General features: G+C 42.5%; 19 protein-coding genes and 1 pseudogene. 4 read left to right on the plus strand and 16 right to left on the minus strand.

From position 1 onward, the window contains the following. Positions 1 to 23: 23 nt before the first annotated feature. From MSG93_RS13085 to MSG93_RS13125, 9 genes and pseudogenes are all read right to left on the minus strand, one after another. Positions 24 to 3,011: a hypothetical protein gene (locus MSG93_RS13085; protein WP_324622123.1), complete on the minus strand. Its 2,988-nt coding sequence runs from the start codon at positions 3,009 to 3,011 to the stop codon at positions 24 to 26. A gap of 6 nt (positions 3,012 to 3,017) precedes the next feature. Next, a pseudogene (locus MSG93_RS13090) lies at positions 3,018 to 5,783 on the minus strand (type VI secretion system Vgr family protein). Between the two features lie 87 nt (positions 5,784 to 5,870). Beyond that, positions 5,871 to 6,644, minus strand: coding sequence for a Rossmann-like and DUF2520 domain-containing protein (locus tag MSG93_RS13095; protein ID WP_324622124.1), 774 nt, complete (start codon positions 6,642 to 6,644; stop codon positions 5,871 to 5,873). Positions 6,645 to 6,725: 81 nt separating this feature from the next. After that, positions 6,726 to 7,775: a DUF1311 domain-containing protein gene (locus tag MSG93_RS13100; RefSeq protein ID WP_324622125.1), complete on the minus strand. Its 1,050-nt coding sequence runs from the start codon at positions 7,773 to 7,775 to the stop codon at positions 6,726 to 6,728. A 184-nt stretch (positions 7,776 to 7,959) separates the two neighbouring features. Beyond that, entirely contained in the window at positions 7,960 to 9,375 is a 1,416-nt protein-coding gene (locus tag MSG93_RS13105) for an OmpA family protein (RefSeq protein ID WP_005286601.1), read from the minus strand. Between the two features lie 304 nt (positions 9,376 to 9,679). Further along, positions 9,680 to 10,249, minus strand: coding sequence for a hypothetical protein (locus tag MSG93_RS13110; RefSeq protein ID WP_324622126.1), 570 nt, complete (start codon positions 10,247 to 10,249; stop codon positions 9,680 to 9,682). Positions 10,250 to 10,453: 204 nt separating this feature from the next. Further along, positions 10,454 to 11,686: a dihydroorotase gene (locus tag MSG93_RS13115; protein WP_324622127.1), complete on the minus strand. Its 1,233-nt coding sequence runs from the start codon at positions 11,684 to 11,686 to the stop codon at positions 10,454 to 10,456. A 12-nt stretch (positions 11,687 to 11,698) separates the two neighbouring features. Then, positions 11,699 to 12,715 (minus strand): aspartate carbamoyltransferase catalytic subunit, encoded by a 1,017-nt coding sequence (locus MSG93_RS13120; protein WP_005286615.1) that lies wholly within the window; start codon positions 12,713 to 12,715, stop codon positions 11,699 to 11,701. Positions 12,716 to 12,856: 141 nt separating this feature from the next. Then, complete coding sequence (locus tag MSG93_RS13125) at positions 12,857 to 13,225, minus strand: hypothetical protein (protein ID WP_324622128.1); 369 nt, start codon at positions 13,223 to 13,225, stop codon at positions 12,857 to 12,859. Between the two features lie 286 nt (positions 13,226 to 13,511). Between MSG93_RS13125 and rlmKL the strand changes: the two genes are divergently transcribed. After that, entirely contained in the window at positions 13,512 to 15,716 is a 2,205-nt protein-coding gene (gene rlmKL, locus MSG93_RS13130; protein WP_324622129.1) for a bifunctional 23S rRNA (guanine(2069)-N(7))-methyltransferase RlmK/23S rRNA (guanine(2445)-N(2))-methyltransferase RlmL, read from the plus strand. On the opposite strand, the gene MSG93_RS13135 is transcribed toward rlmKL, so the two are convergent. Beyond that, positions 15,709 to 16,149 carry a hypothetical protein gene (locus MSG93_RS13135; RefSeq protein ID WP_324622130.1) on the minus strand — a complete coding sequence of 147 codons (441 nt, stop codon included), beginning with the start codon at positions 16,147 to 16,149 and terminating at the stop codon, positions 15,709 to 15,711. The genes rlmKL and MSG93_RS13135 overlap by 8 nt on opposite strands. 165 nt (positions 16,150 to 16,314) lie before the next feature. Next, positions 16,315 to 18,894 carry an ATP-dependent chaperone ClpB gene (gene clpB / locus MSG93_RS13140; RefSeq protein ID WP_032867154.1) on the minus strand — a complete coding sequence of 860 codons (2,580 nt, stop codon included), beginning with the start codon at positions 18,892 to 18,894 and terminating at the stop codon, positions 16,315 to 16,317. A 263-nt stretch (positions 18,895 to 19,157) separates the two neighbouring features. On the opposite strand from clpB, the gene MSG93_RS13145 reads away from it, so the two are divergent. Continuing rightward, positions 19,158 to 19,958: a peptidoglycan DD-metalloendopeptidase family protein gene (locus tag MSG93_RS13145; RefSeq protein ID WP_324622131.1), complete on the plus strand. Its 801-nt coding sequence runs from the start codon at positions 19,158 to 19,160 to the stop codon at positions 19,956 to 19,958. 70 nt (positions 19,959 to 20,028) lie between these two features. Here the strand turns inward: MSG93_RS13145 and MSG93_RS13150 are convergent, their stop codons facing one another. After that, entirely contained in the window at positions 20,029 to 20,451 is a 423-nt protein-coding gene (locus tag MSG93_RS13150) for an OsmC family protein (RefSeq protein WP_005231034.1), read from the minus strand. A gap of 148 nt (positions 20,452 to 20,599) precedes the next feature. Here MSG93_RS13150 and crp point away from each other — a divergent pair, with 148 nt between their 5' ends. Both crp and MSG93_RS13160 read left to right on the plus strand, forming a co-directional pair. After that, positions 20,600 to 21,307, plus strand: a complete 708-nt coding sequence (gene crp / locus MSG93_RS13155; protein ID WP_004772727.1) for a cAMP-activated global transcriptional regulator CRP — start codon at positions 20,600 to 20,602, stop codon at positions 21,305 to 21,307. A 204-nt stretch (positions 21,308 to 21,511) separates the two neighbouring features. Beyond that, a complete protein-coding gene (locus MSG93_RS13160) occupies positions 21,512 to 22,288 on the plus strand; it encodes a M48 family metallopeptidase (protein ID WP_005231035.1) in 777 nt (258 codons plus the stop codon). Positions 22,289 to 22,360: 72 nt separating this feature from the next. On the opposite strand, the gene MSG93_RS13165 is transcribed toward MSG93_RS13160, so the two are convergent. From MSG93_RS13165 to MSG93_RS13180, 4 genes are all read right to left on the minus strand, one after another. Further along, complete coding sequence (locus MSG93_RS13165; RefSeq protein WP_324622132.1) at positions 22,361 to 23,239, minus strand: class I SAM-dependent methyltransferase; 879 nt, start codon at positions 23,237 to 23,239, stop codon at positions 22,361 to 22,363. 95 nt (positions 23,240 to 23,334) lie between these two features. Beyond that, positions 23,335 to 24,855, minus strand: coding sequence for an NAD(P)/FAD-dependent oxidoreductase (locus MSG93_RS13170; RefSeq protein ID WP_324622133.1), 1,521 nt, complete (start codon positions 24,853 to 24,855; stop codon positions 23,335 to 23,337). A gap of 93 nt (positions 24,856 to 24,948) precedes the next feature. Beyond that, on the minus strand, positions 24,949 to 25,773 hold the full coding sequence (locus tag MSG93_RS13175; RefSeq protein ID WP_324622287.1) for an SDR family NAD(P)-dependent oxidoreductase: 825 nt from the start codon (positions 25,771 to 25,773) through the stop codon (positions 24,949 to 24,951). Between the two features lie 39 nt (positions 25,774 to 25,812). After that, complete coding sequence (locus MSG93_RS13180; RefSeq protein ID WP_032867144.1) at positions 25,813 to 26,787, minus strand: metal-dependent hydrolase; 975 nt, start codon at positions 26,785 to 26,787, stop codon at positions 25,813 to 25,815. Positions 26,788 to 26,884: the final 97 nt, after the last annotated feature.

Genomic DNA, 26,884 nt, shown 5'->3' on the forward strand with positions numbered 1-26,884 from the left:
TTGCATACGTTCTAAGGTGTACCTTAAACATGGTACACCTTCTCTGATTCATCCTGCTCAAAAGGCGCTAAAATTTCAAGATTGCTGGCCATCAATACTTGCTCATCAAAACCTCTGGATATCCCTTGCTGTATCTTAAACTGTTCAAAACGCTGGTCATCCTGATTTCTTACTAACATATAATTCCAAGACGTACCAGTAACCGCTTTAGCACCCTTACGGTATTTTAAATAATCTCTTAACCATTGATTAATATTGGTTCCCGCATAATCAATACCCTGGTTAATACAACGAATGATATCTTCAGCATATTTAGGGTTTTCCCCATAATTTAAAAACCGAATCAGATCTCCTTCAACTTTACCGAATTGATCTCGGGTTAACTTTTCACCCATAGGATGAATATGTTGAATAGTATTTTGCCATTCTGCAATGGTAATACAGGTCTTCAGGATATTAATTACTGCAGTTTTGCGCGCAGGAAAAAACTTGATTTCTAAACTACTAAATGACACATGAATATCAAAAATTGGAGCCGTATGATCACTCCAATGAGTGACTGCATACAGCAAAATCCCCTTGGTTTCTGGTGGGGAAATGATTAGATCCTCTCGGCCTTTAGCAGAGTTCACATGATTCGCTGTTTTTAAACGACCTTGATCAACATCCAGCCTACGAACCCAGCCAGCATAATAACGTGCTACACCTTGAGCAACTTCAGTTATTGGATGATCATCGCCAATACAATAGGCCAATACTTGTGCCATTAATGAAAATGTCTCTGATTCAATATAGCGTAATGTTCTGAAACTGGCTTGTAACAATTGTAGTTTAATAAAACCTAGATAGTTAAGAATATGCTCGGTACCTACCGTAAAAGTTGCAACCCCCTTTGCCCCTACTCCCCAACATAAATGGGCAGCAACACGTACTTTAAAGCAACCATCGTGATAAATAATCTGAAACTGTCCTTGAGCCCCCGCCCCGATACTGACTGCGGCACCAGCAGTTGCGGCTGCAATAGTAACAAATTCGCCTTCACCGCCTTTATCTATATTCGGCTTAAACCATTCAATGCCACCTTTGAGCACACCTTGTATTTGAGCACCCACAAAGGCATTGATTCCAACCGTTGCTTGAGGCTTACCACTTTCCTGAGCAGCCGCAATTTCTTTTAAACTTCCTTTTTCTGGTTGAAACATGAGTTTACGCTCACGATTCAGCATATTTGACATCGATTGTTCAGGTTCTCGTACCACTGCAGATATCACCTGCGTTGTACCTTGATGACTAATATCTACTGATAAATTTCCAGCAATCCCAAGATTTGCCCCTGAAAAACCAGATAACTCTGCACCAATTAAAAAACGTATTGTGCCTAAATCATAGTTTCCATATTCAAGAGCCCAACCAGATTCACAAGGATAAAATTTACGCCACTCTTTTACACCTTCGAATAATGTCCATTTGGCGGATGCATCCCCGCTCAGTTTTGCTTTAACACCCTTTGGAGATGCACTGATCATGCCTTCGGCACTAGAACCGGCCACCATACGCATCCACTGAGCTTCCTGACTCACCGTTATATTACTACTACTAACATATTCTTCAGCGATTTCGCCCCCCAAACCACCAATCAGGTTATAAACGGCTTTATCCCCACCCACTGATTTTTTAGCAGTCAATAACTGTTTTGCGAGTTTATCAAATTCCTTTTTGATAAGACTTGGCGGAGCAACCTGACCATTTTCCTGCTTAATCTTGACTTCCTTTTCTTCATTTAAGCGCCTCTGGCTATAGCTCTTATAATCAGAAACACGCAGATAACGCCTTACCAAATTATATTTGGAAGCACTCTGATTCTTTTCACCAGTTGTCTCAACAATCCATACCTCTTTGAGGTCTGCAACTTGTTTAAATTCACCATTAATTTTTTCAATGGCTTTTTCCTGATTGATATTCAACCTTTTCTCGAGTTCCTTGATTTGCTCAAGATCTCTACTTTGAATTGCTCTTGTTAATTCACTATTAGAATGATGAACTTCCTTTATTGCATCAGATAAAATTTTTGTTTTTCGATCAAATTCCGCATAAAGTGCAGGAGGAAGTACCAAAACCTCATTGTCAGATGGATTGATGACAATGGGTGGTTTCTGATTCTCGCCTAAACTGGCTTTATTGTTAATATCTGGATTGGTATTCGCTGAGGCTGTTGGGAAAACAACCAACCTGATATCCTGCTTATCTACACAAGTAATTGGTTCATATAACTCACTTGTCTTTGATGTGCTTCCCATTTGATATTTAATTTGGCTTTTCAGATAAGTATCCGCTTGTTTGGTATAACCTTTTTGATCTGTTGGTGTTGGTCTAAAACCGACTAAGGGTTTACTTTGCCCCTCTCCAAAAATCTGATAGCTCATATTAGGAATACCTTTACCTCGGCTATCAACAAAGCGGTACAACACATACATTTTAAATTTCAAATATTTTCTGGACTTTATAATCGTAGTATTTTTCTTTTTATATTCCTCATAAGACATATCGAAACTTTGTTCAAGTTTTTGTACACCCTGATTAAATGTTGGTGGCATTTTAGATAAATTAAAAAAATTGCCTTTAGGATTTTTCTTCGCCTGCTCTTTTAGTTCAGCACGTAATTTTTTGGATTTTTCCTGCTGAAGCTCGAACTGCTCTTTTGTTATAAACTTGATATTGTTCTCTAAACGACTATCTTGAATTTCAATAACATTTGTCCCTTCAGCCAAAACAGGTTTAATCAGCTTTTTAGGGCTAAAAATGGTTTCATGACCCTGAACAAAAACATGTAACGTCCCATTTTCACTAATTTCAACTGGCTTAGTCTGCCCCTTATCATCGGTTACCCCAGTATAGGTAATACGACTCCCCTGTTTAGGAAAAAAAAAGAGTGTGTAATTCACATTTGGCAAGACTTTGTTTCTTTGGTTATAAAAAATAATCGTTTTTTCAATAACATTATATTTATTCATTATTTTCTAACCCTTTGTTACCAGCTTATATTTAGAAGCATTTTCATCATTAATATGAATCGAAATCTTCTCTGAACTCTCTGTTGTGAATCTTTGAGTTTGGCCTGCCGCATTTGTGCGACCAGTTTGCTGACTTCCGTCTGCTCTAAATGCAATATATTCTACATTTTTCGCAGGTTTACCTTCTAAATCCACAATCTCAAAAGTCAAATAACATGGAGAGCTATTAAATTTCCTTTCTGGGGCCTCAACCTTCGCTCCACCCATAAACAAATGCTGTCCCGCCTTGACCTCAAACTTGCCGCCTGTGGTTGGAAATATACCCGAACCATCCAACTTGATCTGGGAACCACCAGCGGTAATCACGATTTCTTTCGGACTGGTAATCTCAATGCGGTCTTCGGTTGAAATAATCTGAATACCTTGCTTGGCCAGTAAATCCATTCCCTCCGATTGTGCCTGAACTTCAAACTTACCTTTGGCAGCAACTTGTTTAATTCCATTCTGTACGGCAAACAGACTGGCTTTTCCACTGATGTGTGCCACCAAATTCTTCTGCGTGCTTAAGTTGATACTATCGCCTGCAAACTGGTTGATCTGCCCGTCCGCAGATAAATGAATATCTTCATTGGCGCTCAGGCCAATGCCTGCTGGCGAACTCAATAGCAGCATCGCCTTGTTAAACTTGGCAATATCCGCTTCAATTTCATCAGCAAACGCTTTCAGTTGATCAACTGATTCAATCTCATCGGTCTGCTGGTTCTTGGCCACTTCACTTAAGGCTTTGGCATTGCTTTGGTTACCTTCTAGCTGCTGCTTGGCAGGCTGTGCATCCAGATGTTCGCCTTGGGCTTGATCCTGTTTATGCGTGGAAACGAGTAAACCTTCTCCAGCTCGTACGGCTCCCCATTGATCGGTACGCAGTTCAAAACCTTCGCCCCGATCTTCACTTTCCGCTTTATCTTTCGGGTGGCTCAGTTTACCTAAGTTAAGTTGACTAGCAGCATGACTGCTCTGCAGTTGTGCGCTAATCTGTCCAGTGGTGTCATCAAAGCGTAACTGGTTAAAGCCTTCGCCCTGATATTCTTTCGATTTGATCCCTGCCAGTTTTTTGGTGTCTGGTAGCTTGCCTGCATTGTCGAATTTGCTTGGACTACGATGGGCTTCGTGGATACGTCCCACTACAAATGGACGGTCAATGTTGCCATCAAAGAAGTCGATGACTACGATTTCATCGATACGCGGCAGGAAGCGTGCGCCATAGCCTTCTCCAGCCCACGGGGTCAGCACATCGACCCAGGCTGAATCGGTATCGTTGTCATTGGCACCTGCACCGCCATCATGGCTATGATCTTCATTACGGGTAAACAGGAAACGGACTTTGATACGGCCCCATTCATCCACGTGAATTTCTTCGCCGCTTGGGCCAACTACTTTGGCCCGTTGCGGTGAAGCGGCTGGACGGTGTTGTAATGGGTTAAATTCAGGAACGGTTTTGATGCTACGTCGTTGCAGCGTCAGCTGATTGGCTTGGCGTTCTTCTGTATTGCTTTGTTGGCTTGGCTGCCAATTACTTTGGGCCAATAGCTGATGAATCTGCTGGTGCAAATCTTTAGGCAAGTTGTTCTGGTTATAAAAGTTTTTGCCTGTGATCAGGAATTCTTTATCATTGCCATCGTGTTGATCGATTTCAGGGTGTTCGGCCAGTTCAAACCAGTAACCGACATGGGTGTCACGGACGGTGGTCTTCGCCACGAACTGTTTGGATTGCAGATCGTAGTATTGTCCGAGGTTCTGATTGAGCTTTTCTATCTGGGCATTGCCGGACTGGGTTGCACCATCTTCACCATTCAGGTCTTGCATCCAGGCAGGTGAAAAATGCCAGACCTGTTCCAGCCCCAGACTGGCATTGTCATATTGTTCACTGTGTTTATGGGTGCTTTGTACACTGCCTGCACCGTCTTCCTGTTCCAGTGCATCAGCTTGCCAGCGTTGCACATGTACGCTGCTCGGTTGTAATGAGCGTTGTCCGACCAGACTGGTCATGCTATCGTATTGTTCGGTGGCACTGCTGCGGTGATAACGGATCTGGCGACGTTCCAGGGCCTGATACTGACTATTGTCATCAATCAGACGCAGTTTTTGCGGCTGAATCGCAGCACTACTTTGTGGAACGATTCGTTCTGCTTCATCCACCAGCCAGTTGATGCCTTCACTACGCAGTTAACGGGTAAGAAAGTCATAGTCGCTCTCATTGGACGGCATTATGAATGGGCGGACATCGTAGTCCTGACTGAGTCCACTGAGGTCCAGCGTTAGGCTGGAGGCAAATAAGGGGCTTTTTTGTTGCCATTCTTTAAAGACGACTTCCACTACATCGCGTACGCTTTTATTCATAAACACGCGGCTGTTACGGCGTTGTTTCCACAGTGCGGTTGGGTCTTCTAAAGTGAGTTTATAGAGGGTTAAACTACCGTCCGACTGGCCTTGCAAGGCTTGGGTGATAATGCCCGTGACACGGCTGAGTTGTCCCTGATCGGTGACGGTATCAATGGCGGCCTGGCTGCCGATGAACTGTTTCAGGGGAATGGTTGCATTGGTCGACAAACAGATCAGCTCAGCCTTAAAACCGGCATTCAGCGCATGCTGGCCATCAATGCGTTGCAGGAAAACTTGGGTATTTAAATTTTGATTCGAAAACTGAATATGAATGGCACGTTTTGGTGCTGTAAGGCCGAGACTCTCTAAAGCTTGAAATATATTAGCCAACATCTTTTTATAAAATATAAAATAAAATTTTATTAATATTATACAAAACAGACTGATTTGTCTATTTTGTATACTTATTGTTAAAAGGTGCTATTGATGCCGTTTTAATATCGCTTCACTCATTAAAGTATAGATATTCTGCAAGTCAGAACGATTAGAATCTCCCAATAACTGCTGATGCATATTTAATATATTGTGGTCTCCTCGCATTGCGGGGCCAGTCTGCATATCCTTGGGATCATTAGTCGTAGCTTTGTTTGCAGTCTCTAAAATCAGTGGATGGAGTAAGCTAAAATCCACCTGCTCGGCATCGACAATCTGCTTTGCCATGTCATAACAGTAATTACTGAAATTGCAAGCAAATACTGCTGCCAAGTGTAAAGTTTGACGTTGAGTAGAGCTATATTGATAGACACGATGGCTTAAACTGTTTGCTAATTCCGTCAAAGAGGTTAAATCCTGTGGCTCAACAGCTTCAACAAACACCGGCGTTTCTGCCCAGTTTACGTCCCTGTCAAAACTAAAAGTTTGCAAGGGATAAAACACACCTGCCCGATGATGACTATTTTGCAGAACCGACACACTGGTACTGCCCGAGGTATGCACAATCAGGTTGTCTGGTAGATAAGGTGTAATCGACTCAATTACACTGGAAATTGCCTGATCACTGACCGCAATAATCACCAAGTCTGTTTGCGGATCAAGCTGCCTCACATCATCAATTGCCTGAGCACTAACAAGATTAGCCAGGGTCTGGGCACGCTGTAAGTCTCGACTAAAGATCTGAACAATCTGGTTCTGTAACTGTAAGACTTTAGCTAAATGTGTGGCAACACGACCTGCACCGATCAATGTAATTTTCATAAACTTTATCTAAACACGTGATTTGCTTAAGCATGCCAATAAAAAAAGGACGAATCAATTCGTCCTTTTCTGCTTGTTCACTTAATTGACATTATTTAAGTAAACAACGCGTTCAATCGTGCGCTGAATAAAGCATTTGGTATATTGCATGTCCTGATCTTGCTTATGCATCGCGTCGTTCCAGTAACCCGCCTGCTTCTGATAGGTTTCACGGTCTTTCTCAGGCGTATCATAGACACTTTTCTGTGAGAGTACTTTACAATCCACATCGCGTTTCTCAAACCAGTCTGACTGGTCCTGCTGCAATTGTGTCTTCTGCTCGGCACTGAACTTGTCCCAGGTCTGGTTTAAACGCTCAACCTGCTTGCTCTTTTCCGCATCTAGCTCTTTTTTACGGATATCCATTGCTTTTTGCGCCAGCTCCATTTGAGCGGATGAATTTGCATCATACTCCTGCTGCGCCTTTTCGCTATTCTGTTCAATCAGGCGGTTTTCTTTGAGATAGGCCATGTAATGGACTGCTTTGGTTGCCATAAACACCACCCCATCAATCACGGCATTTTGATCCGGAATATTCAATACCACACCGTCTTTATCCGTCTTGGTCAGGTTATAAGTAAAGTCACCACGCAACTGGTCATCTTCAAGCTTTAATGGATAGTCGCTATCTGAGAAATAATCACCCAAGGTATAGGTTGACTGTCCTTCATCCTCGCCATCTCTTTGATATTTCTGCTCTTCCAGATAAGCATTTTCAGCACGTTTCTGTAAGCCTTTAGGGAATGAAATCACCAGCTGACTATCACAATCTAATAATGTTTTTGAAGCTTGCTCAGTGTCCGTATTATCTAAAGTACGCACATTTTTGATTTCAAATTTCAGACCTTTGTTAATCTTATCCAGCACATCATAATCTGCCTGATATTCACTTTCACGCAAGCTACGATCAATCTGCTTTAAATATGCCTTTTTTAATGCAGCCTGAATATTATTCAGGTTATCCTGATTGGTACAACTCCATTCGGACACTGCGGCTTCAACATTTTCAACTTTATCTTTAGGTTTGAATTTATCGCATCCTGTCAATAAAACTGCTGCGGTTAAAGAGGTGAATATAAAAAACTTATTCATATTAATTACCCTGTTATCTTGTTTTTTTCGGGCGTATTCTACTCAATTTAACTCGACTTATTCGAGTCTTTTCTTATATTTGATTTAAATAAATTAAGTGATCGGGTTTTTAATTCATTTATTAGATAAAATTAAAGGAGCTATCGACTGAATAGCTCCTTCATATTATGTTTTAACGCTGATTTTATGGCGTAACTGAGAACTCAATACGGCGGTTTTTAAAACGCCCTTCTTCAGTGGTATTATCAGCTACCGGATTATCTGCGCCATGACCTACCGCTGTAAGCTGATCAGCAGCGACACCCTGACTGACCAAATAATCCACCACAGCTTGAGCACGTTTTTGCGATAGGGTTTTATTGCTATTGGCATTACCGGTTGAGTCGGTATAGCCCGCTACCGTTAATTTTGCATCTTTGGTATTTTTCATTAAAGCTGCAGCTTTATCCAGAATGGCTTTATTTTCATCTGGAATCTGGTTTGATGCAGTTGCAAAATTGATAATCTGTAAATTTAAAGCCTTGATCACATCATTAATATCCACCTGACTGGCATCAATATTTGCCAAAGCATCCTGTGCGGCATTTAAACTATGGCTCACAGAGTCTGCCGCAGTCATAGGTGCTTCAACCACCACTTCGGTATTAGGTACAAGCCCTTTAATTTTCCCAAGTAGATCGTTCAGTTGATTCGCATCTCCACCTTTCAGGGTGATCTTGTCACCAATCCAGTCCAGAGAAACATTCGGTACACCTTTAAGCAGACCTAAAACACCAGCAAGGCCCGCCTGATCCATAAATGTTCCAGCATGCTTGGTTGTTGTATCAACGCTACATTGCTGATTTGCAGAAAATACTTCTTTCACTTTGGCCTGTATGGTTGCCAAAAACCCTTGATCACCTACGCCCACCTGACATTGCGCCAAGTTACCTGAAGCATCTGTGGTTAAGGATAAGCTTGCTGGTGCCGCATCTGTAGCCACTTGTGAAGCCGAATTCGCCTCATCATTTACCGGAGCAGTGGTTTGTTTATGCTGGCATGACTTCCACAACCAGGCCACCAGTAAACCGAGAATGATAATAGCTACAATCGGCAACCAGGCACGTGATTTGGTCGCTGGTGCTGCCGAGCCTTGGGCGAAATTTGATGTTGATGCAGAGGCGCTGGAGACCAGACCCAGAGGTGCTAACAGACCGACCGCCCATGCGGGTAACAGAGCGCGGATCGAATCCATATGCTGTTTTAAATAATTCACAATACTTTGTGTATCATTTCCCGCTTCATTGGTTAAAGCCGCCAGACTTTTTGGAATCGCCTGATTTAACGTCTGCTCTGTTTCGGCACTGGAAAGTTGCCCGTTACTTAAATTGGTCAGAAGTGCGTTCTTGACTTGTTCATTATGGCCTAATAAATCTGATAATGACGGTGAAATCGAATCTTTTAATTTCTGAATAAGTTCAGGCCTTGCCGCCAAGATAGAAAGTAAAATGGGATAAAACCTGGATAAAAGAGCACTTTTTTCATTTGCCAGACCGTCTTGATCATTTACGATCAACGAAGTCACTTTCTGCTTTAACAGTTCCATTGGGTTTATTGACATTGTTATTCACTCCAACACATTAAATTTATAATATTCAGAACACTCAAGAAATGCTAAAAAATTAAGCTCAAGTGGACTGCTGCTTTTTCATTCTAATCTTTTGTATTTTTTTTATTCGTTTTGATATCATTTAAATACAATACTTACATCACAATTTACAAATAAAAATATGAAATCTGCATGTTTATTTAACAGTTCAGGCCCTCGCGTTGGTATCACCAAGCACATCTACAACTACTTAATTTCTTTATTTTTACTTTAAAAATCAAAATAATATAAAATCTGATATTAATCGCATCCGACCTCATTTACTGAGATGGTATAAAAAGATCAGGGAAAAACCAAAAAGCAGCGTAAGAAACGGAAAAACCTTGTTGGTTTTTTTCGCATCGGGAACACTCGGAATTGCAGGAATGACATCGAGCACTTGCTCTTGTAGAGCACTTTCATTTAATTGCGACAAGACTTCAGTGGTCCAGCACGGTAATAAAGAATAAATAGAGGCCTTATGATCTCTTAAATAATAAATGATCCTGATCGCATCATTACCCACTTCATTGGAAAGAACGGCCAAACTTTTAGGAATTGCCCGATTTAAGGTAATTTCAACCTCAGCCACAGAAACTTTTCCGGCCGCCAGTCTTAACAGCAATGCATTTTTGACCCGTTCATTGTCTTCCAGCAGGTCTAAAATTGAAGGGGTTAATTTCTCTCTTAATTTATCGACCAGTTCCGGCTTTTCCAGAAAACGATATAATAAGACAGGGTAAAATCTTGATAAAACATCATTTTTTTCATTCACAAGACTGGTTTGATCATTCACAATCACAGATGAAACTTTTTGTTTAAGCAACTCCATCGGATGTATAGACATTGTTTAAGCTCCAATTATTAGAATGGATTATTTCTCTTTTTTATAATTTTATGTAAGACATCTCTCATTTATATCATCACTTTAAGCTGTTTTTCTTGTTTTTCATCAATTCTATAAAATTTAAATACAATATCTACATCACAGTTTACAAAGCGGAACAAGACTTAGCTCCTGTTCCGCTTGATATAAAAAAGACTTAATTTGTTATGCGAAGGTCTTCACAACCTTGCCGGTCAATTGCTGACCGATAAGTGGAGTATTCTTGCCTTGTGAAAGGATGGTCTCTTTAGACACCGTCCATTGCAGTTCCGGGTCAACCAATACCCAGCCTGCTTCCTGCATCCAGCGTTCTGTCATATTGGCAACTTGTGCTGGCGTCGAGGTTACTTTTGCGACCCATTCCAACGGCTCGAACAGTCCTTCCTGAATCAGTTGTACGCCTAGAGCGACATAGGTATCGAATGCCGTAATCCCCGGTTGGGTTTCTGCAAACGGTGCCATTTTCGCTGAGCTGCTCAAAGGTTCATGATGGGTACAGATGGCATCAATGACACCTTCTTTTACACCTTGACGTAATAATTGCTTATCCTGTTCCGAACGTAATGGCGGGCGCACATGTGCAAGCGCGTTAAAGCCGTCAGTCAATTGCTCGGTAAGATGCAATTGATGCATAGCCACATCTGCGGTTACCGGTAAGCCTTTGGCCTTTGCTGCACGGATTAAATCCACCGATGCACCGCAAGACAACAAACCAAAGTGTGCTCTTACCCCAGTTGCTTCAATCATCAGAAGATATTTGGCAATCGCAACGGTTTCTGCAATCGCAGGAATCATCGGTAAACCTTGGCGAGAAGCGATAAAACCTTCATGTGCACAACCGTCTTTGGCAATTTGTGGTTCTTCGGCATAGAACACTACGGTTAAACCCAAGCCAGCAGCATATTCAAGGGTACGGATCACCACATCATCATTTTCAAATGCCGCATTGGCATTTGAAACTGCGGTACAACCACCCTTCTTCAAACTGGCCATATTGGCAGGTTGCTTGCCATTTAAACCTTGGGTTTGTGCGCCAATGATATGCAAGTAGATGCCGCCGTCCAGTTGCGCTTTTTCAATCAGGCCATGAATCAGGGCACCATTGTCCTGCACAATCGGTTTTGAGTCTGGCGGTGTGATGACATGCAAAATACCGTTGGCACGTGCAGCCTTTCCTTCCGATTTCAAGGTGCCATGCTGTTGCTGGCCTGGCTCACGTAAACGTGCACACAAATCTACCATGGTCGGCATCAACCATTTGCCTTGACCATTGAGTGTTTCATCAACCTGGTCAACGGCATCAATGCGCTTACCATTTTTAATATAAACCGTTTGCACCTGATCAGTCTGTTGGATCGGATCGAGCACACGGACATTTTCAATTTTTACAATACTCATGTGATCTATCCCTTACAGTGCAATCGCTTCAATTAAACCTTGTTCTTGTAACTGCCCTTGCATCGCAAGTGCCAGTACTGCCATACGAACGGCAATACCGTTGGTGACCTGTTTTAAAATCACCGACTGATCGCCATCTGCCACGCTCGAGTCAATTTCCACACCACGGTTCATTGGTCCAGGATGCATCACGATACAATCCGGCTTCGCCAGTGCCAGACGCTCTTTGTTTAAGCCGTACATTTTGTAGAATTCAGCCTGTGATGATAAGGCTGGTGAGTCGATCCGTTCATTTTGAATACGTAAGGCAATAATCACATCACAATCTTTCACACCTTCATCCATTTTATTAAACAGGCGAACATGCTCACCATATTCATTAAAGCCGACGGGCAATAAGGTATTGGGTGCAATCACACGGATATCTTTACAACCCAATGTTTGCAATGCAGCGACATTCGAACGTGCCACACGTGAATGCTTGATGTCACCAATAATGGCAACTGTCAGCTCTTCAAAGGGTTTCTTGGTTTCACGGCGAATGGTCAGCATATCCAGCATGGCCTGAGTTGGATGCGCATGGCGACCATCCCCCGCATTGATAATCGCGACCTTTGGACAGACATCTTTGGCAATAAAATGTGCTGCCCCTGATGAGGAGTGACGTACCACGAAAATATCTGCCGCCATGGCTTCCAGATTCCACAAGGTATCGCGTAGCGTTTCACCTTTTGATGTACTTGAACGCGCAATATCGATATTCAAGACATTGGCAGACAGACGTTTTGCTGCCGCTTCAAAGGTGGTACGGGTACGGGTGGAGTTTTCAAAGAACAGATTCATGACCGTCAGTCCTTCAAGTAACGGACGGTTGATCAAATTATTATTTTCATCTAAAAAGCTTTGCGCTGTATCTAAAATCTTGGTCAAGGTTTCTTTAGAAAGACCCTCAATTGTTAAAAAGTGTTTTAGATTTCCTTGTTGGTTGAGCTGGATCTGACTCAAAGTATGCAATGCCGCCAAGTGCATAAGAGATTCCTAACACGTTAAGTTAAGGCATTATACAGACTTTAGTTTTGCTGCGTCGTTGAAGTTTTCAGCACTTAAGTAAAAAAGGATGTACTTCCCCTTACATCCTTTTTATTTTCTCTACTTTAAATGACTTACAACTTAGCGTAATGCACCAATATAGTGATGATGCACCTGAGCCTGATAAATTTCTTCCTCGGTCACTTCCATTGAGTAGGAATCTGAAACCATATTTTTTTCAACATTTAATTTATGCTCCAGTACAGGTGAAGAACAAGCTTCAGGATATAACGCAATCAATGGACTCAGGCGTGCCACAAAGCGCTGCAACTCTGGATCTTGCGTATCGAGAGCAATATCCAGTACATGTTTGGCATACTCCTGATTATTGACCAGATACATCACATCGATGACACGCCCACAAACACGTCTTAAGCGGACATACATTTGAGTTGCAATCGTAAAAGCTTCGGCATTGACCAGTACTTCATTGTTCATGCTTTCTTTCATAACATCCCCACAGCCTAAAATTAAAATTCTTAATTTTCATCAGCTTTAAGTAAAATTGCTCACTGATGTAGTGCTGATTTAGAAAGCAAAACATGTACCAACTTTTTAACAAGTCAATTCTCAGCACGACATCAACTGACATTAAAAAAGTTGAGGCCGACAACTTTTCGTCAAAAAAGTAGGATGAATTGCTGATAAAGCTAACAATCACACAAATATGCACCGACAGAACAAACAAAAATCAGTTAAAATAGCCGATTGCTGAACTGCTTTTTTGGAAATGTGCATGAATTCTACACAACGTCTGACAAACTATTGGGTGACCTGTGCGGATGGACTTGAAACCTTATTACAACAAGAACTCGAAGATTTAGGGATTCAGAACATTCAACGCTTCGCTGGACGTTTGGTTTTTAAAGGCACACTCGAAAATGCATATCGCATTTGTATGTGGTCGCGTCTTGCCTCTCGCGTACTGTTACCGATTCATACCCATGAACTTGAACATACCCATGACGCACGTGATGTTGCTGAAGAACTCTATGAAGGTGCGATCAGCTTTGACTGGTCTTTGATTTTCGCACCACAAAGTACTTTTGCCATTCGTTTGCATGTTGAACGTGAAATTAAGGTCAATACCCAGTTTGCGACACTCCGTGTTAAAGATGGTGTAGTCGACTCCTTTATGGAAGCTGTGGGCAAACGTCCAAGTATTGATATCAAGCAACCGGAAATCACACTCTATGTATTGGCGGGTAAGACCGAACATACCTATTGTCTGGACTTATCTGGTGATTCTTTACATAAACGTGGCTATCGCCGTTTTATGACCGATGCCCCAATTAAAGAAAATCTGGCTGCGGCAATTTTACAGAAAGCACAACTGGCACAATATCAACCCGATATTATCCTCGATCCAATGTGTGGTTCAGGTACCTTTATTATTGAATCACTTTTGATTCTGACGGATCGTGCACCTGGTCTGGTTCGCCGTTTTGGTTTTAATGGCTGGCATGGACATGACCATGAATTATGGATGACCCTCAAAGCCGAAGCCGCCGAGCGTCATGAAAAAGCCTTACAGCAACCCTTACCCCAATTCTATGCTTATGATGCCGACTGGGAAGCAGTTAAAGCGACACGCCAAAACATTATCGCTGCCGGTTTTGAAAAATTACTGGATCAGATCCAGATTGAAGAACGTACTTTGGCCGACTGGGATGATTTCCATGCCGAAGGTAAAAAAGCCTTCATCGTCACCAACCCTCCGTATGGTGAACGTTTAGGTGACAAAGCATCGAATCGTTCTTTATATCTCGGTTTATCAGCCTTACTGCAAAAAAACTTCCCAAATCAGCACGCAGCGATCATCGCCGCTCAAATTGAACAGGCAGACGTACTGGCATTTAACGACCCACAAACCTTGCGTTTGATGAACGGTAAATTACCGATCTATACCCGTTTTGGTACAGTCAAACCTGCGACTGTAACCCAGCCCTTCCTTGCCAATTGGCAACCACAACAATTTGAACCGATTGAAGGTGCCGAAGACTTTACCAACCGTTTGCAAAAGAATATGCAAACTTTGAAAAAGTGGGCAGTGAAAGAAAATATCTATTGCTTACGTTTATATGATGCTGATTTACCAGACTTTAATATTGCCGTTGATTTGTATGGTGACAAATTGCATGTACAAGAATATGCACCACCAAAGAAAATTGACCCAGAGAAAGCCAAAAAACGTTTTAACCTTGGTCTTGCTGCAATCCGAGCGGTCACAGGACTCAATCGTGATGCCATCTTTATTAAAACCCGTGCTCGCCAAGCCGGAACAAATCAGTACACCAAACAGAGTACGGCCTCTAAACGCTTTATCGTTCAGGAAGGCAATGCGCGTATTCTAGTGAATCTGACCGATTATCTGGATACGGGTTTATTCCTGGATCACCGCCAGATGCGTTTGCGTATTGCCAAAGAAGCACGCGGCAAGCATTTCCTGAATCTGTATAGCTACACGTCTACGGCCAGCTTACATGCTGCTTTAGGTGGCGCAGCCAGTACCACCAGTGTCGATTTATCTAATACTTATTTAAGCTGGTCAAAAGAGAACTTTGTTCTGAATGGTTTAACCGTAGATCATGCCGATGAACAACATATGTTCTTCGCCAGCGACTGCTTTGAATGGCTTAAAGAAGGTCATGAGCAATATGATCTGATCTTCATTGATCCACCAACCTTCTCTAACTCGAAGAAATTCTATGGTACCTTTGACGTACAGCGTGACCATGTTTCATTGCTTAAACGTGCCATGAACCGCCTAACCAGTGACGGTACGCTTTACTTCTCAAATAACTATCGTGGTTTTGAGCTAGATGAAGAGATTGAGGCCATGTATCAGGTCGAAGAAATCACTTCTGAAACCATTGGTCTGGATTTTAAACGCAATCAGAAAATCCATCGTGCCTGGAAAATTCAACATCCAGCTATTTAACTACGAGTTCTGCTTTAACGTCATCATTATAAGTTACGTGAACATTGCCTGATTCAAACTCATAAATCATGTAGCGATCAGGTGGCTGTTCATGTGGTTTAATTGTGGCTGTTCTCTTATCTCTAGGATCAACAGCCATGACTTTTTTCTGTTCTTCGTGTGGTGATAACACGCCATTTAAAATGGTACTGACACGGATTTCACTTAAATATTGATCACTAAGAGTACGTTGCGAACGCCAGCGTTCTTCTTCGGGTTTAAGAGCATCGTTTTGCGCTTTAATGATAATGCTGGGTAATGCGTTATTCAGCACGCCTGTTTGTAAAGCCAACGTTCCTTCACTTAAAGGCTGTGCGGCATTCACCATGGAAGAGAAGATCGTCATCAACAAAACTACACCTAGATGCGTGTAATGATGTCTATTTTTTTGCATTTTAATTCATCCTGAATCTTGTTCTTATTTATTTTGAAGCTATCAAGTTTTTATAGCAGTGGCAATGTCATTGGTAATATTCCTGTAAAAATCTGACCAGATGCACCAATACAAAAAAAGATGGTGATTTTCATCACCATCTTTGGGTCATACTCTCAGCTAGGTTTAGCTCAGTTTTAACTTATCAAACACCAGATGACCACTGTCACCTTTGATCAGGATATTATCGCCAGGCTGGAACTCACCAGACAGGATTTTCTGAGCCAGGCTGTTTTCCACCTGTTGCTGAATCGCCCGTTTCAATGGACGTGCACCATAGACAGGATCGAAACCAGCATCAATCAATAAATCAAAAGCAGTATCATCCACCGTTAAGCCCATATCACGTTCACTCAAACGTGTACGTAAACGATCTAACTGAATATCTGCAATACCACGAATCTGTGCTTTTTGCAGCGAATGGAAGATGACCAGCTCATCAATACGGTTGATAAACTCTGGGCGGAAATGTTGCGTAACCGCACTCATCACCACGGCCCGTACTTCATCATCGGTTGCACCTTCTCCAAGTTCACGTACATCTTGCGAACCCAGATTCGAGGTCATTACAATCACCGTATTCTTAAAGTCAACCACACGACCTTGAGAATCGGTTAGGCGTCCATCATCCAGGACTTGCAACAAGATATTGAAGACATCCGGATGCGCTTTTTCCACTTCATCGAATAACACCACACTATATGGCTTACGACGCACAGCTTCAGTTAAGACACCGCCTTCCTCATAACCGACATAGCCTGGAGGTGCACCGACCAAACGGCTCACGGAATGTTTTTCCATAAATTCGGACATATCAATACGAATCATGGCGTCATCGCTGTCAAACAGGAAGTTAGCCAATGCTTTGGTTAACTCGGTTTTACCTACCCCTGTCGGACCAAGGAACAGGAATGAGCCACTTGGACGATTCGGATCGGATAAGCCTGCACGTGAACGACGTACCGCATTGGAAACCGCGACCACAGCTTCATCCTGCCCAACCACACGGTTATGCAAAAACGCTTCCATATTGAGAAGTTTTTCACGTTCACCTTGTAGCATTTTCGCCACAGGAATGCCTGTTGCCGCACTCACGACTTCAGCAATTTCATTTTCAGTGACCTTGGTACGAATCAGCTTCGGCTCTTCATTTTCCTCAGCAACTTCAGCTTGTTCCAGACGTTTTTGCAACTCTGGAATGACACCATATTGCAAGCGTGCTGCTTCAGCCAGATCACCTTCACGTTTGGCCTTTTCCAAAGCGCTACGTGCCTGATCAAGTTCAACCTGTGCCTTCTTATCACCTTCTACCAGTGTTTTTTCAGCTTTCCAGATCTCTTCCAGATCATTGTACTCTTTTTGCTTTTCCGCAATCTGCTGCTCAAGATGATTCACTTCGGCTTTACTGCCCGCGTCTTCATCTTTTTTCACTGCTTCCAATTGCATTTTCAACTGGATTAAGCGGCGATCAAGTTTGTCCAGCGCTTCTGGCTTGGAATCGATTTCCATTTTGATGCGCGACGCAGCCTCATCAATCAGGTCAATCGCCTTATCGGGTAACTGGCGATCCGTGATATAACGATGCGACATCTTCGCCGCAGCGATAATGGCTGAGTCCAGAATCTGCACGCCGTGATGGGTTGCATATTTTTCTTTAAGACCACGCAAAATCGCAATGGTATCTTCGACACTCGGTTCATCCACCAACACTTTCTGGAAACGACGCTCAAGCGCAGCATCTTTCTCGATATATTGACGATACTCATCTAAAGTGGTCGCACCCACACAACGCAATTCACCACGTGCCAAAGCAGGTTTTAACATATTACCCGCATCCATCGCGCCATCACCTTTACCTGCGCCAACCAGCGTATGCAACTCGTCGATAAACAGGATGATCTCACCTTCGTGCTTGGCAAGGTCTTTGAGGACTGCTTTTAAACGCTCCTCAAATTCGCCACGATATTTTGCACCCGCAAGTAATGAACCCAAGTCAAGTGAAAGCACACGCTTGTTTTTTAAGCTCTCTGGAACTTCACCATTGACAATACGTTGCGCCAGACCTTCTACAATCGCGGTTTTACCGACCCCTGGCTCACCAATCAACACAGGGTTATTTTTGGTACGGCGTGATAATACCTGAATGGTACGGCGAATCTCGTCATCACGACCAATCACAGGATCCAGCTTGCCCGCCAAGGCACGCTCGGTTAAATCAATGGTATATTTATTCAGTGAGTCACGTTGATCTTCATGATTATTGCTCATGACTTTGTCATTTCCTCGAATATTTTCAATTACTTTACGTAAACTTTCAGGTGTAACCCCTACACTATTTAAAATGGTTTTGGTTTCACCGGTTTCTGCCAGACCAAGTAATACCCAGTCGGTTGATAAAAATTCATCGCCTGCTTTCTGTGCATAACGGTCAGCTAAATTCAGCGCCTTTACCGCTTCAGGATTGAGATTGATATCACCGGTAGGATTTGCCAAGGTTGGTGCATTTTGCACGGCTTGTTCCAGCTTTTGCTTTAACTCTGGTAAACGCGCGCCCGCTTGTTGCAACAAACTCAAATTGGCAGGTTCTTCCAATAAAGTAGCAAGAATATGAATACCTGCAATCGAGGTATGGTCTTTACCCATTGCCAATGATTGTGCATCTGAGAGTGCTTGCTGTAATCGGTTTGTAAATTTTTCAAAACGCATTCTTGTTATTCCTCACAACAAATTTCTAACTTATCACTTAGATGGGAACACTTTTTTAAATTTCAAATAGAAAATTATATATTTTTCAATATTTTATAAAACACAAAATGAATAAAACTCAGTAATAATATGGGTATATAAATAATCTATTTCAAGTATATTTTGTATAATTTTTCTGTCTGTTCCGTTCTAAACACAATTATGATTGTGATTTTTCACTGAACGATTTAGCTTAACCCTTTAGTTGATTCAAAATGACGCTCATGTACTTAAAAAAAATTTTATTGGGTGCAGCTTGCCTGCTGCCTCTTCATTCGGCATTTGCCCAACTTCCACAAGATTCACGTCGTGCTGGTGGGATTGCAGTCATTCCCTTAAGCGCAAATACCACTCAGGTCTTTTATGAGCAAAAGCCCGTAGTCATTACTCAGGAAGGCACACAGCGATATGCCGTGTTTGGTATTCCACTTTTTGCGCCATTAGGCAGTTTGAGCTTAACTACCAATACCACGCCGATTCAGATCGAAGTAACGCCATACCGTTATGCTGAGCAGCGTTTAAACGTCAAGAATCAGGACTATGTCAATCCGAATCAGGACCAGCTTGATCGCTATGCACGTGAAGCAAAAGAGCAAAATGATATTTATAATTCATTTACGCCGAGTAGCTGGCACAGCTTTCCTGCTTTCATCCGCCCTACCGCCGGTAAATTTAGCAACTCTTTTGGCAGAAAACGCTTTTTCAATGGTGAAGAACGTGCTCCGCATTCTGGCCTCGATATTCCCGCGCCAGTGGGACAAAAAGTCGTTGCGCCTGCAGAGGGAGTGGTTGTCGGGACAGGCAACTATTTTTTTAATGGCAATACCGTACTGATTGATCATGGGCAAGGACTGATCAGTATGTTCTGCCATCTCAGCAAAATTAATGTAGAAAAAGGTCAACACATCCAGCAAGGCGAAGTACTCGGACTGGTCGGTAAGACAGGACGAGTCACAGGTCCACATTTACATTGGGGAATGAGCCTGAACAATGCTCGGGTAGATCCACAATTATTTTTAAAATAAACAGTGCAACAAATAAAAAATGATCGGTGCAAAACCGATCATTTTTTAGCAAAACTTAATAGTTTAAGCCTTAAGCCGCTTCAATAATTTCGAAGTCGTGGGTAATTTCTACGCCACCATCAGACAGCATTTTACTGGCTGAACAATATTTCTCGGCAGACAATTCGACTGCTTTTTCTACCTGTTTAGATTTTACCGCTTTACCGGTAACGATAAAGTGCAAATGAATTTTGGTAAACACCGCTGGAATGCTATCCGCTCTTTCCGCTTTAAGCTGACATACGACATCGGTCACATCTTGACGAGATTTCTTTAAAATGGTCACAATATCAAACGAAGCACACCCACCAAGTCCCATTAAAATCAATTCCATAGGACGTGGACCACGGTTTTCACCGCCATATTCGGCAGAACCATCCATCACCACACTGTGGCCACTTTCTGATTTTGCTTCAAAAGCAACATTCTCTAACCAATGTACACTTGTTTGCATTGCAACTACCCGAAAAACGTTATAAATTTACTCTGTTCTTGTACACTAACATAAAATGAGTTGATAAGGAATTTCATCTCTTCTGTGTAGAAAAGGCTCTTCCAAGGGTCTGTGCGATCGGTTTTATCCAAATTCGGAAATTTTAAGCATGACTTCAAATTTTTCACAACTTAGCACTGATGCTTTATCACCAGGTCAACTCCCTGAATCAGTTAAAGCGCTGCTAAAACGTGCTCATATTAATAGATATCCTAAACGCACCACGATTGTTGACGCTGGAACGGAATCAAAATCACTGTATTTAATATTAAAAGGTTCAGTGTCAATTATCTTACGTGAAGATGACGAACGAGAAATCGTAGTTGCCTATCTAAACCCGGGCGACTTCTTTGGCGAAATGGGGCTTTTTGAAAAGAACCCTCAGCGTACCGCAGAAGTACGTACACGCGATGTCTGCGAAATCGCAGAAATCACTTACGACAATTTCCACGAGTTAAGCAAGCAATATCCAGATTTAAGCTATGCTGTGTTTGCTCAACTGGTTCGCCGTCTTAAAAATACCACACGTAAAGTAACCGATCTGGCATTTATTGATGTGTCTGGTCGTATTGCGCGTTGTTTGATTGACTTATCTGCTCAACCAGAGGCAATGATTTTACCGAATGGCCGTCAGATTCGTATTACCCGTCAAGAGATTGGTCGTATTGTCGGTTGTTCTCGTGAAATGGTTGGCCGTGTCCTCAAGACACTTGAAGATCAGGGCATGATTCAAACTGATGGTAAGGCTATCTTAATCTTTGATGCTTCTTTAGAAGAAAATGCCTTCCCTGAAGATGAGTATGATGACGAAGATTAATTTAATGCTCAACTAAATTGATCTATTTTAAAGCCAGTGCAATGCCACTGGCTTTTATTTGCTTAAATATAAATTATAAGCAATGCCGATTACATAATTACAATGATTATAGAGCTATTCAGAATGTTAACTGCTGTAAACATTTTTTATAATCCACCGTGATCATGACTATATTCATAAGATACTGATTTGGAGAGAATAAGTATGAAGAAATTAGCTTTAAGCCTATGTGCTGTAACTGTGATGACCATTTCTGGCTGTGCTTCGTTCGCAGATATGGCGGGTGCGGACAGCGCGACATTAAATGCGCAATCAGCACAAAGTTTCTCAAAAATGACGCAGGAAGCACGTGCTAAAAATCAGTTGGATAGCAGCTCAAGTACTTATCAACGTATTAATACCGTGTTTAACCGCTTAAAGCCTTATGCGGATCAGATGAACCAGACTGGTCAACGTTTTGACTGGCAGCTTGCGGTATTAAAATCTGACACGGTCAACGCTTATGTCGCGCCTGGCGGTAAAGTGGTGTTCTATACCGGTATTGTCAACAAACTTAACCTGACCAATGATGAAATTGCGGCGGTAATGGGCCATGAAATGACCCATGCCCTAGAAGAGCATGCAAAAAGCAAAATCGGTGCACAGGCTTTAACTAACCTTGCAATTGGTATTGGTAAATCATATGCAGGTAGCAGCATTGGCGATCTAGGTAGCGCTGCGATCGATCTAGGCAGCCAGGTTGGTATCGGTCTGCCTTATTCACGTAATCTGGAAAGTCGTGCCGATTACGGCGGTTTAATGTTAATGGCAAAAGCAGGTTATAACCCGAATGCAGCCATCAGCTTATGGGAAAAAATGAACCGTCTTGATGGCGCTGGTGGTGGATCATTCCTGTCTACTCACCCGTCAAACACTCAACGTATTGGCGACATGCGTAAGAACTTACCGGCAGCAATGGCGGTTTATAATAAACGCCGCTAATTCATAGTATCTGCATCAGCCCTTAAATACCTCTAGGTCTTTAAGGGCTTTTTTATGCATGCCGCTGAATACTCATGCCTGAGCTAAGCATAAATGCAGCATATGCGTTGCAATAGTATGCCGGATATGATCTGGTCGAGCATGAAAATAACGCTCACTTAAACCATCACCAGATAAATCCTCAATGACCTTATACCCCATGTGCTCAACAGCCTGATGCAGCATCTTAGGTCTAAATTGCCCCTTTAACGGTTCTTTTAGAAATCGGGTAAATTGGGAGACAAATAAGCTTCCGAAACGCTCTATCCCGTTCAGCTCCCGATAATCAATCGAATAGTCCAGAACCACTTCACTTCCCTGCGCAGCAATCTGTGCAATGCTGTGCAAAGTCTTTAAGGTTGTTTCTGGTTCCAGATAATGGGTTGTACCCAGCCACGAGAAAAAAGCGGCCTGATCCTGCTGAAAGGAACTACGTGCTAAAGCCTCTGCAATAGATTCTTTTTCAAAATCGATTGCAACAAACTCTACATTCGCTGGAAGCTCTCCCCATTGGCGTAATTTTTTTTGTTTAATCGCCTGGGTATCGGGATGATCCACCTCATAAATCTTGAGCTGTGGGAATCGCTGCGCCTGTCTCAAGGTAAATGAATCCAGACCTGCACCCACCAGTACATATTGCGCTACACCCCGTTCAATGGCGGCGTAGAGCTGATCTTCTGCATAGCGTGAGCGTCCCACCACCTGCCCGGTTAATAAACCCAAGGTGCGGTTAAATACCGAAGAATTCATCAGCTTGACGGTTAATGGCGTACTCAGCAACGTCTTCCAGCCTTGACTGGTCAGTTCGAATGCAAAGGGATCAGCAAACACCGGTTCTGCGGCATTGTTAAAATGATTGGCACGCAATGCGGCAGCGGCTTCTGCCGTTCGGCTTGATTGTCCTTCTTTCATTATTTTTCCCCATCTTTATTTCTATCTTGCAAAAAATAAGCAGCAAATTCCATCCTTAGATAAAATTTACTGCTGTTTTTATGACTACTCTAAACTCAGTTGGTTTTTTCAGTCTGATAGGTCACTTGATAATCATTGAGATCCATATGTTTTAAACGTTGCTTCAACTTTTTCAAAGACCACGGCCACGCAGCAAAGTTACGACCATTGGCATCTAAATAGTAGCTCTTGCATCCACCGGCATTAAACACGGTGGTTTTAAGATGTTTCTGTACCAGTTCATTATGCTGTTTAATCACTTCCGGTTTAATGTTCAGTTTGGCAATGCCTTGGTCTCTGATTTTAAGTAGACCATCAACGATATAATCCAGCTGAGCTTCAGCCAGACCGATAAATGAATCATAAACCAGTACGTTAGGCCCCAATACCAAGAATGCATTCGGCACATTTTCAATGCTGGTACCTAAATAAGCTTCTGGCGAACTGCTTTTCCAGAGATCATTGAGTATCTGGCCTTTTTCATTGGTCACACGTTTGCCAATTGGCGGGTGCGAGACTTCAAAGCCTGTGCCCCAAATGATTACATCCACTTCATGACGTTCACCATTTGCTGAAACCACGGTATTGCCCTCGACCTTCACCAATCCATGTGGAATCAGTTTGGTATTCGGTTGCTGTAAAGCAGGATAATAGTTGTTGGCGAACAATAAACGTTTACAGCCAATGGTAAAGTTCGGCGTCACATTTTTACGGAGTTCAGGATCTTCAATCTGGAAACGTAAAATCAGTTTGGCCAATTCGCCTACCGGTTTTAACACCGCTGGATTACGTAAACCAAAGTTAATCGCATTCAGAGACTGGGCGACTGTTTGACGCCAGGTTTTTTGGATCAGAGGAAACTTTTCAATCAGTGCTTTGCTGACATCACCCAAGTCAGTATCAGGTTTTGGTACCACCCACGGTGCTGTACGCTGGTAAACATACAGCTCTTTCGCCAAAGGTTGAATCTGCGGTACAAACTGAATCGCGGAGGCACCCGTGCCAATTACTGCAATACGTTTACCAGTCAAATCATAATCATGGTTCCATTTGGCGGAATGGAACATTTCACCTTTGAAGGTTTCCAGTCCTTCGAGTTTTGGAATTTGTGCTTCGGTAATCGGGCCTGTGGCAAAAACCACAGTTTTAGACAGGTACTGGCCTTTATTGGTGTCCATCACCCATAAATTACGTTCCTTGTCCCATGCAGCATTCACTAGTTCCGTACCAAACTCGATTTTCGGCTTTACGCCAAAGTTTTCACTGACTTCTTCTAAATAGTTCAAAATTTCAGGTTGGCGAGCAAATAAATGACTCCATTTGGCACTGGGCGCAAATGAATAGGAATATAGAGCCGATGGCACATCACAGCCGCAACCCGGATAGGTATTCTCACGCCAGGTTCCACCGACACGTGTCGCTTTTTCAATGATCTTGTAGTTGGTATAACCCACCTGATCCAGACGAATGGCTGTCGCAATCCCTGAAATACCTGCACCCACAATAAAGGTGTCATAAATATGTTGTGGGAGTGCCTTTCCTTCAGCTGAGTTTAATTTTTTTGCTTGAGCTGTCATTTAAAATGTCCTTTGTATCATGTAGCTGAAATAAATGATTACCCACAGGTTCTCTCTTCATTTCATTCATTCAGTTCTTTTGCCTAATCAGGGTTATTTCATAAACCGGTATGATGTACCTAAAAATTTTGCATATAAATTCGGTGCAGTACGTTTCATCAGCCAGAATAACTTGGCATCGATTTGTGGAATGGTATAAAGCTCGTTTTTATCCAGACGGTCCAGCGTCAGCTTTGCAACCTTGTCACTGGTGGTAAACGCCAGATTGGTCAATGCATAGTCCAGAATGCCTTTATGTGGTACTTTGCCATTCTTGATAATATTGGTTGGTACTAGCGTTGGACAGAGCACATTGACTTTAATGTTATGTTTACGAAGCTCGGCAGAAAGCGTTTCCGATAAGGCACGCACCCCCGCTTTAGTCACGTTATAGGCTGTCATTTCTGGTGCTGCGGTATACGATGCAGCAGATGCCACATTAATAATCGCGCCACGTCCTAGCTGTTTAAACTTCGGCACAAAATAATGGCAGCCATGAATTACGCCCCACAAGTTAATATCAGAAACCCACTTCCAGTCTTCCAGTGAGGTTTCATCAAACTTGCCGCCTAAACCCACGCCAGCATTATTGATGACCAGTGTGGTGGGATGTTGCATCAACTGCTCGGCCTGCTCTGCCAGCTTTTCTACTTGCTTGGCATTACCAACATCACATTTTACCGCAAACGCTTTCGCGCCTATGGCTTCAATCAGCGCGACCGTTTCTTTGGCCGCATCTAAATTGATATCTGAACACACCACAGTACCGCCACGTTTCGCCAGTTCGAGCGCAAAACTACGACCAATCCCGCTTCCTGCGCCTGTCACCACAGCAAATGCCTGTTGGCTTGGCTTGGCTTTCTTTGCAAATAATTTCATCATTGTTTTTCCAGCAATCTCGTATGAACTTGAACCAGGTTATGCAGAAGCTGTACGCACAGGCGGTACAAACTCTTTAAGGAAATAAGGACTTAATAAACCCGTTTCAGGATTCAAGAGACGCTCTTTGTAGTATTCCATATACGCGGTCGTATCATGATCATTTGGATGAAAGCTTGGACGCAGATATTCCAGAATATGCATAAAGCTACTTCCGAATACGCCACGTTCGCTACCAAATAACAGTGCAGTACTTTCGACAATATCTTTCATATAACGTGGATTAACCAAATTGCTCGGTTTACGTATAAATGGCATCAGATAACCACCCAGTGAAACACCGCCTAAAATCGTCAAGCTGGCCAACAGGAAACCTGTGATCCGTAGCCAGTAATCACCTGACAATTCCAGGAACACATCATAGGCAATATCTTTATGCTCTGACTCTTCCAGCATGTGCCACATCCACATGGCCCGTTGTCTTTCATCTTGTGACCCTAGCAAATACTCTTCATGCTGCATCATAAATTCAGCTAATACAGCCGTATAATGCTCAATACCAGCCATCAACGATAATTGTAAAGACTGTGGTAGTTTATAGATGCCATAATCAAAAACCTTGCCAGCAATGGCACGTAGCAATTCGACCGGATAGCCATTTTCTTTCAGCACTTCATCATTAAATTGATTATGGATTTTTGAATGAATCGCCTCTTGCCCAATCAGTGAGGTAAGTCTTTGTTTCAAGACAGGATCTTCAATAAAATCACGGTGATGACGTGCTGTTTCGATTACCACATCTTCACCAAAGGTCAAGAAAATAGACAAGGCATGAAAGTAAGATGTTGCAAGTTCTTTATTTAAGAAAAACCGCTCATCAAGTTCAGAAGGGTTAAACTTAAAATCAAAATGACGAATCGGAATCGGTGATTTACTCGCCAGATTTTGAATAATCCCTTGATATTTGGTACTGAATTTATCTGAAAAAACATGACGAAGAACTTGAGCGACCATATCTCGATCCCCTAAAACTGCATTACAACTTAAAAGGCTTAGCCAATTTGTATATCTCTACATACAGCGACTGGATAAGAGGGTTTATTTGCATAGT

Source organism: Acinetobacter sp. IK40 (assembly GCF_035615075.1).
Taxonomy (GTDB): domain Bacteria; phylum Pseudomonadota; class Gammaproteobacteria; order Pseudomonadales; family Moraxellaceae; genus Acinetobacter; species Acinetobacter courvalinii.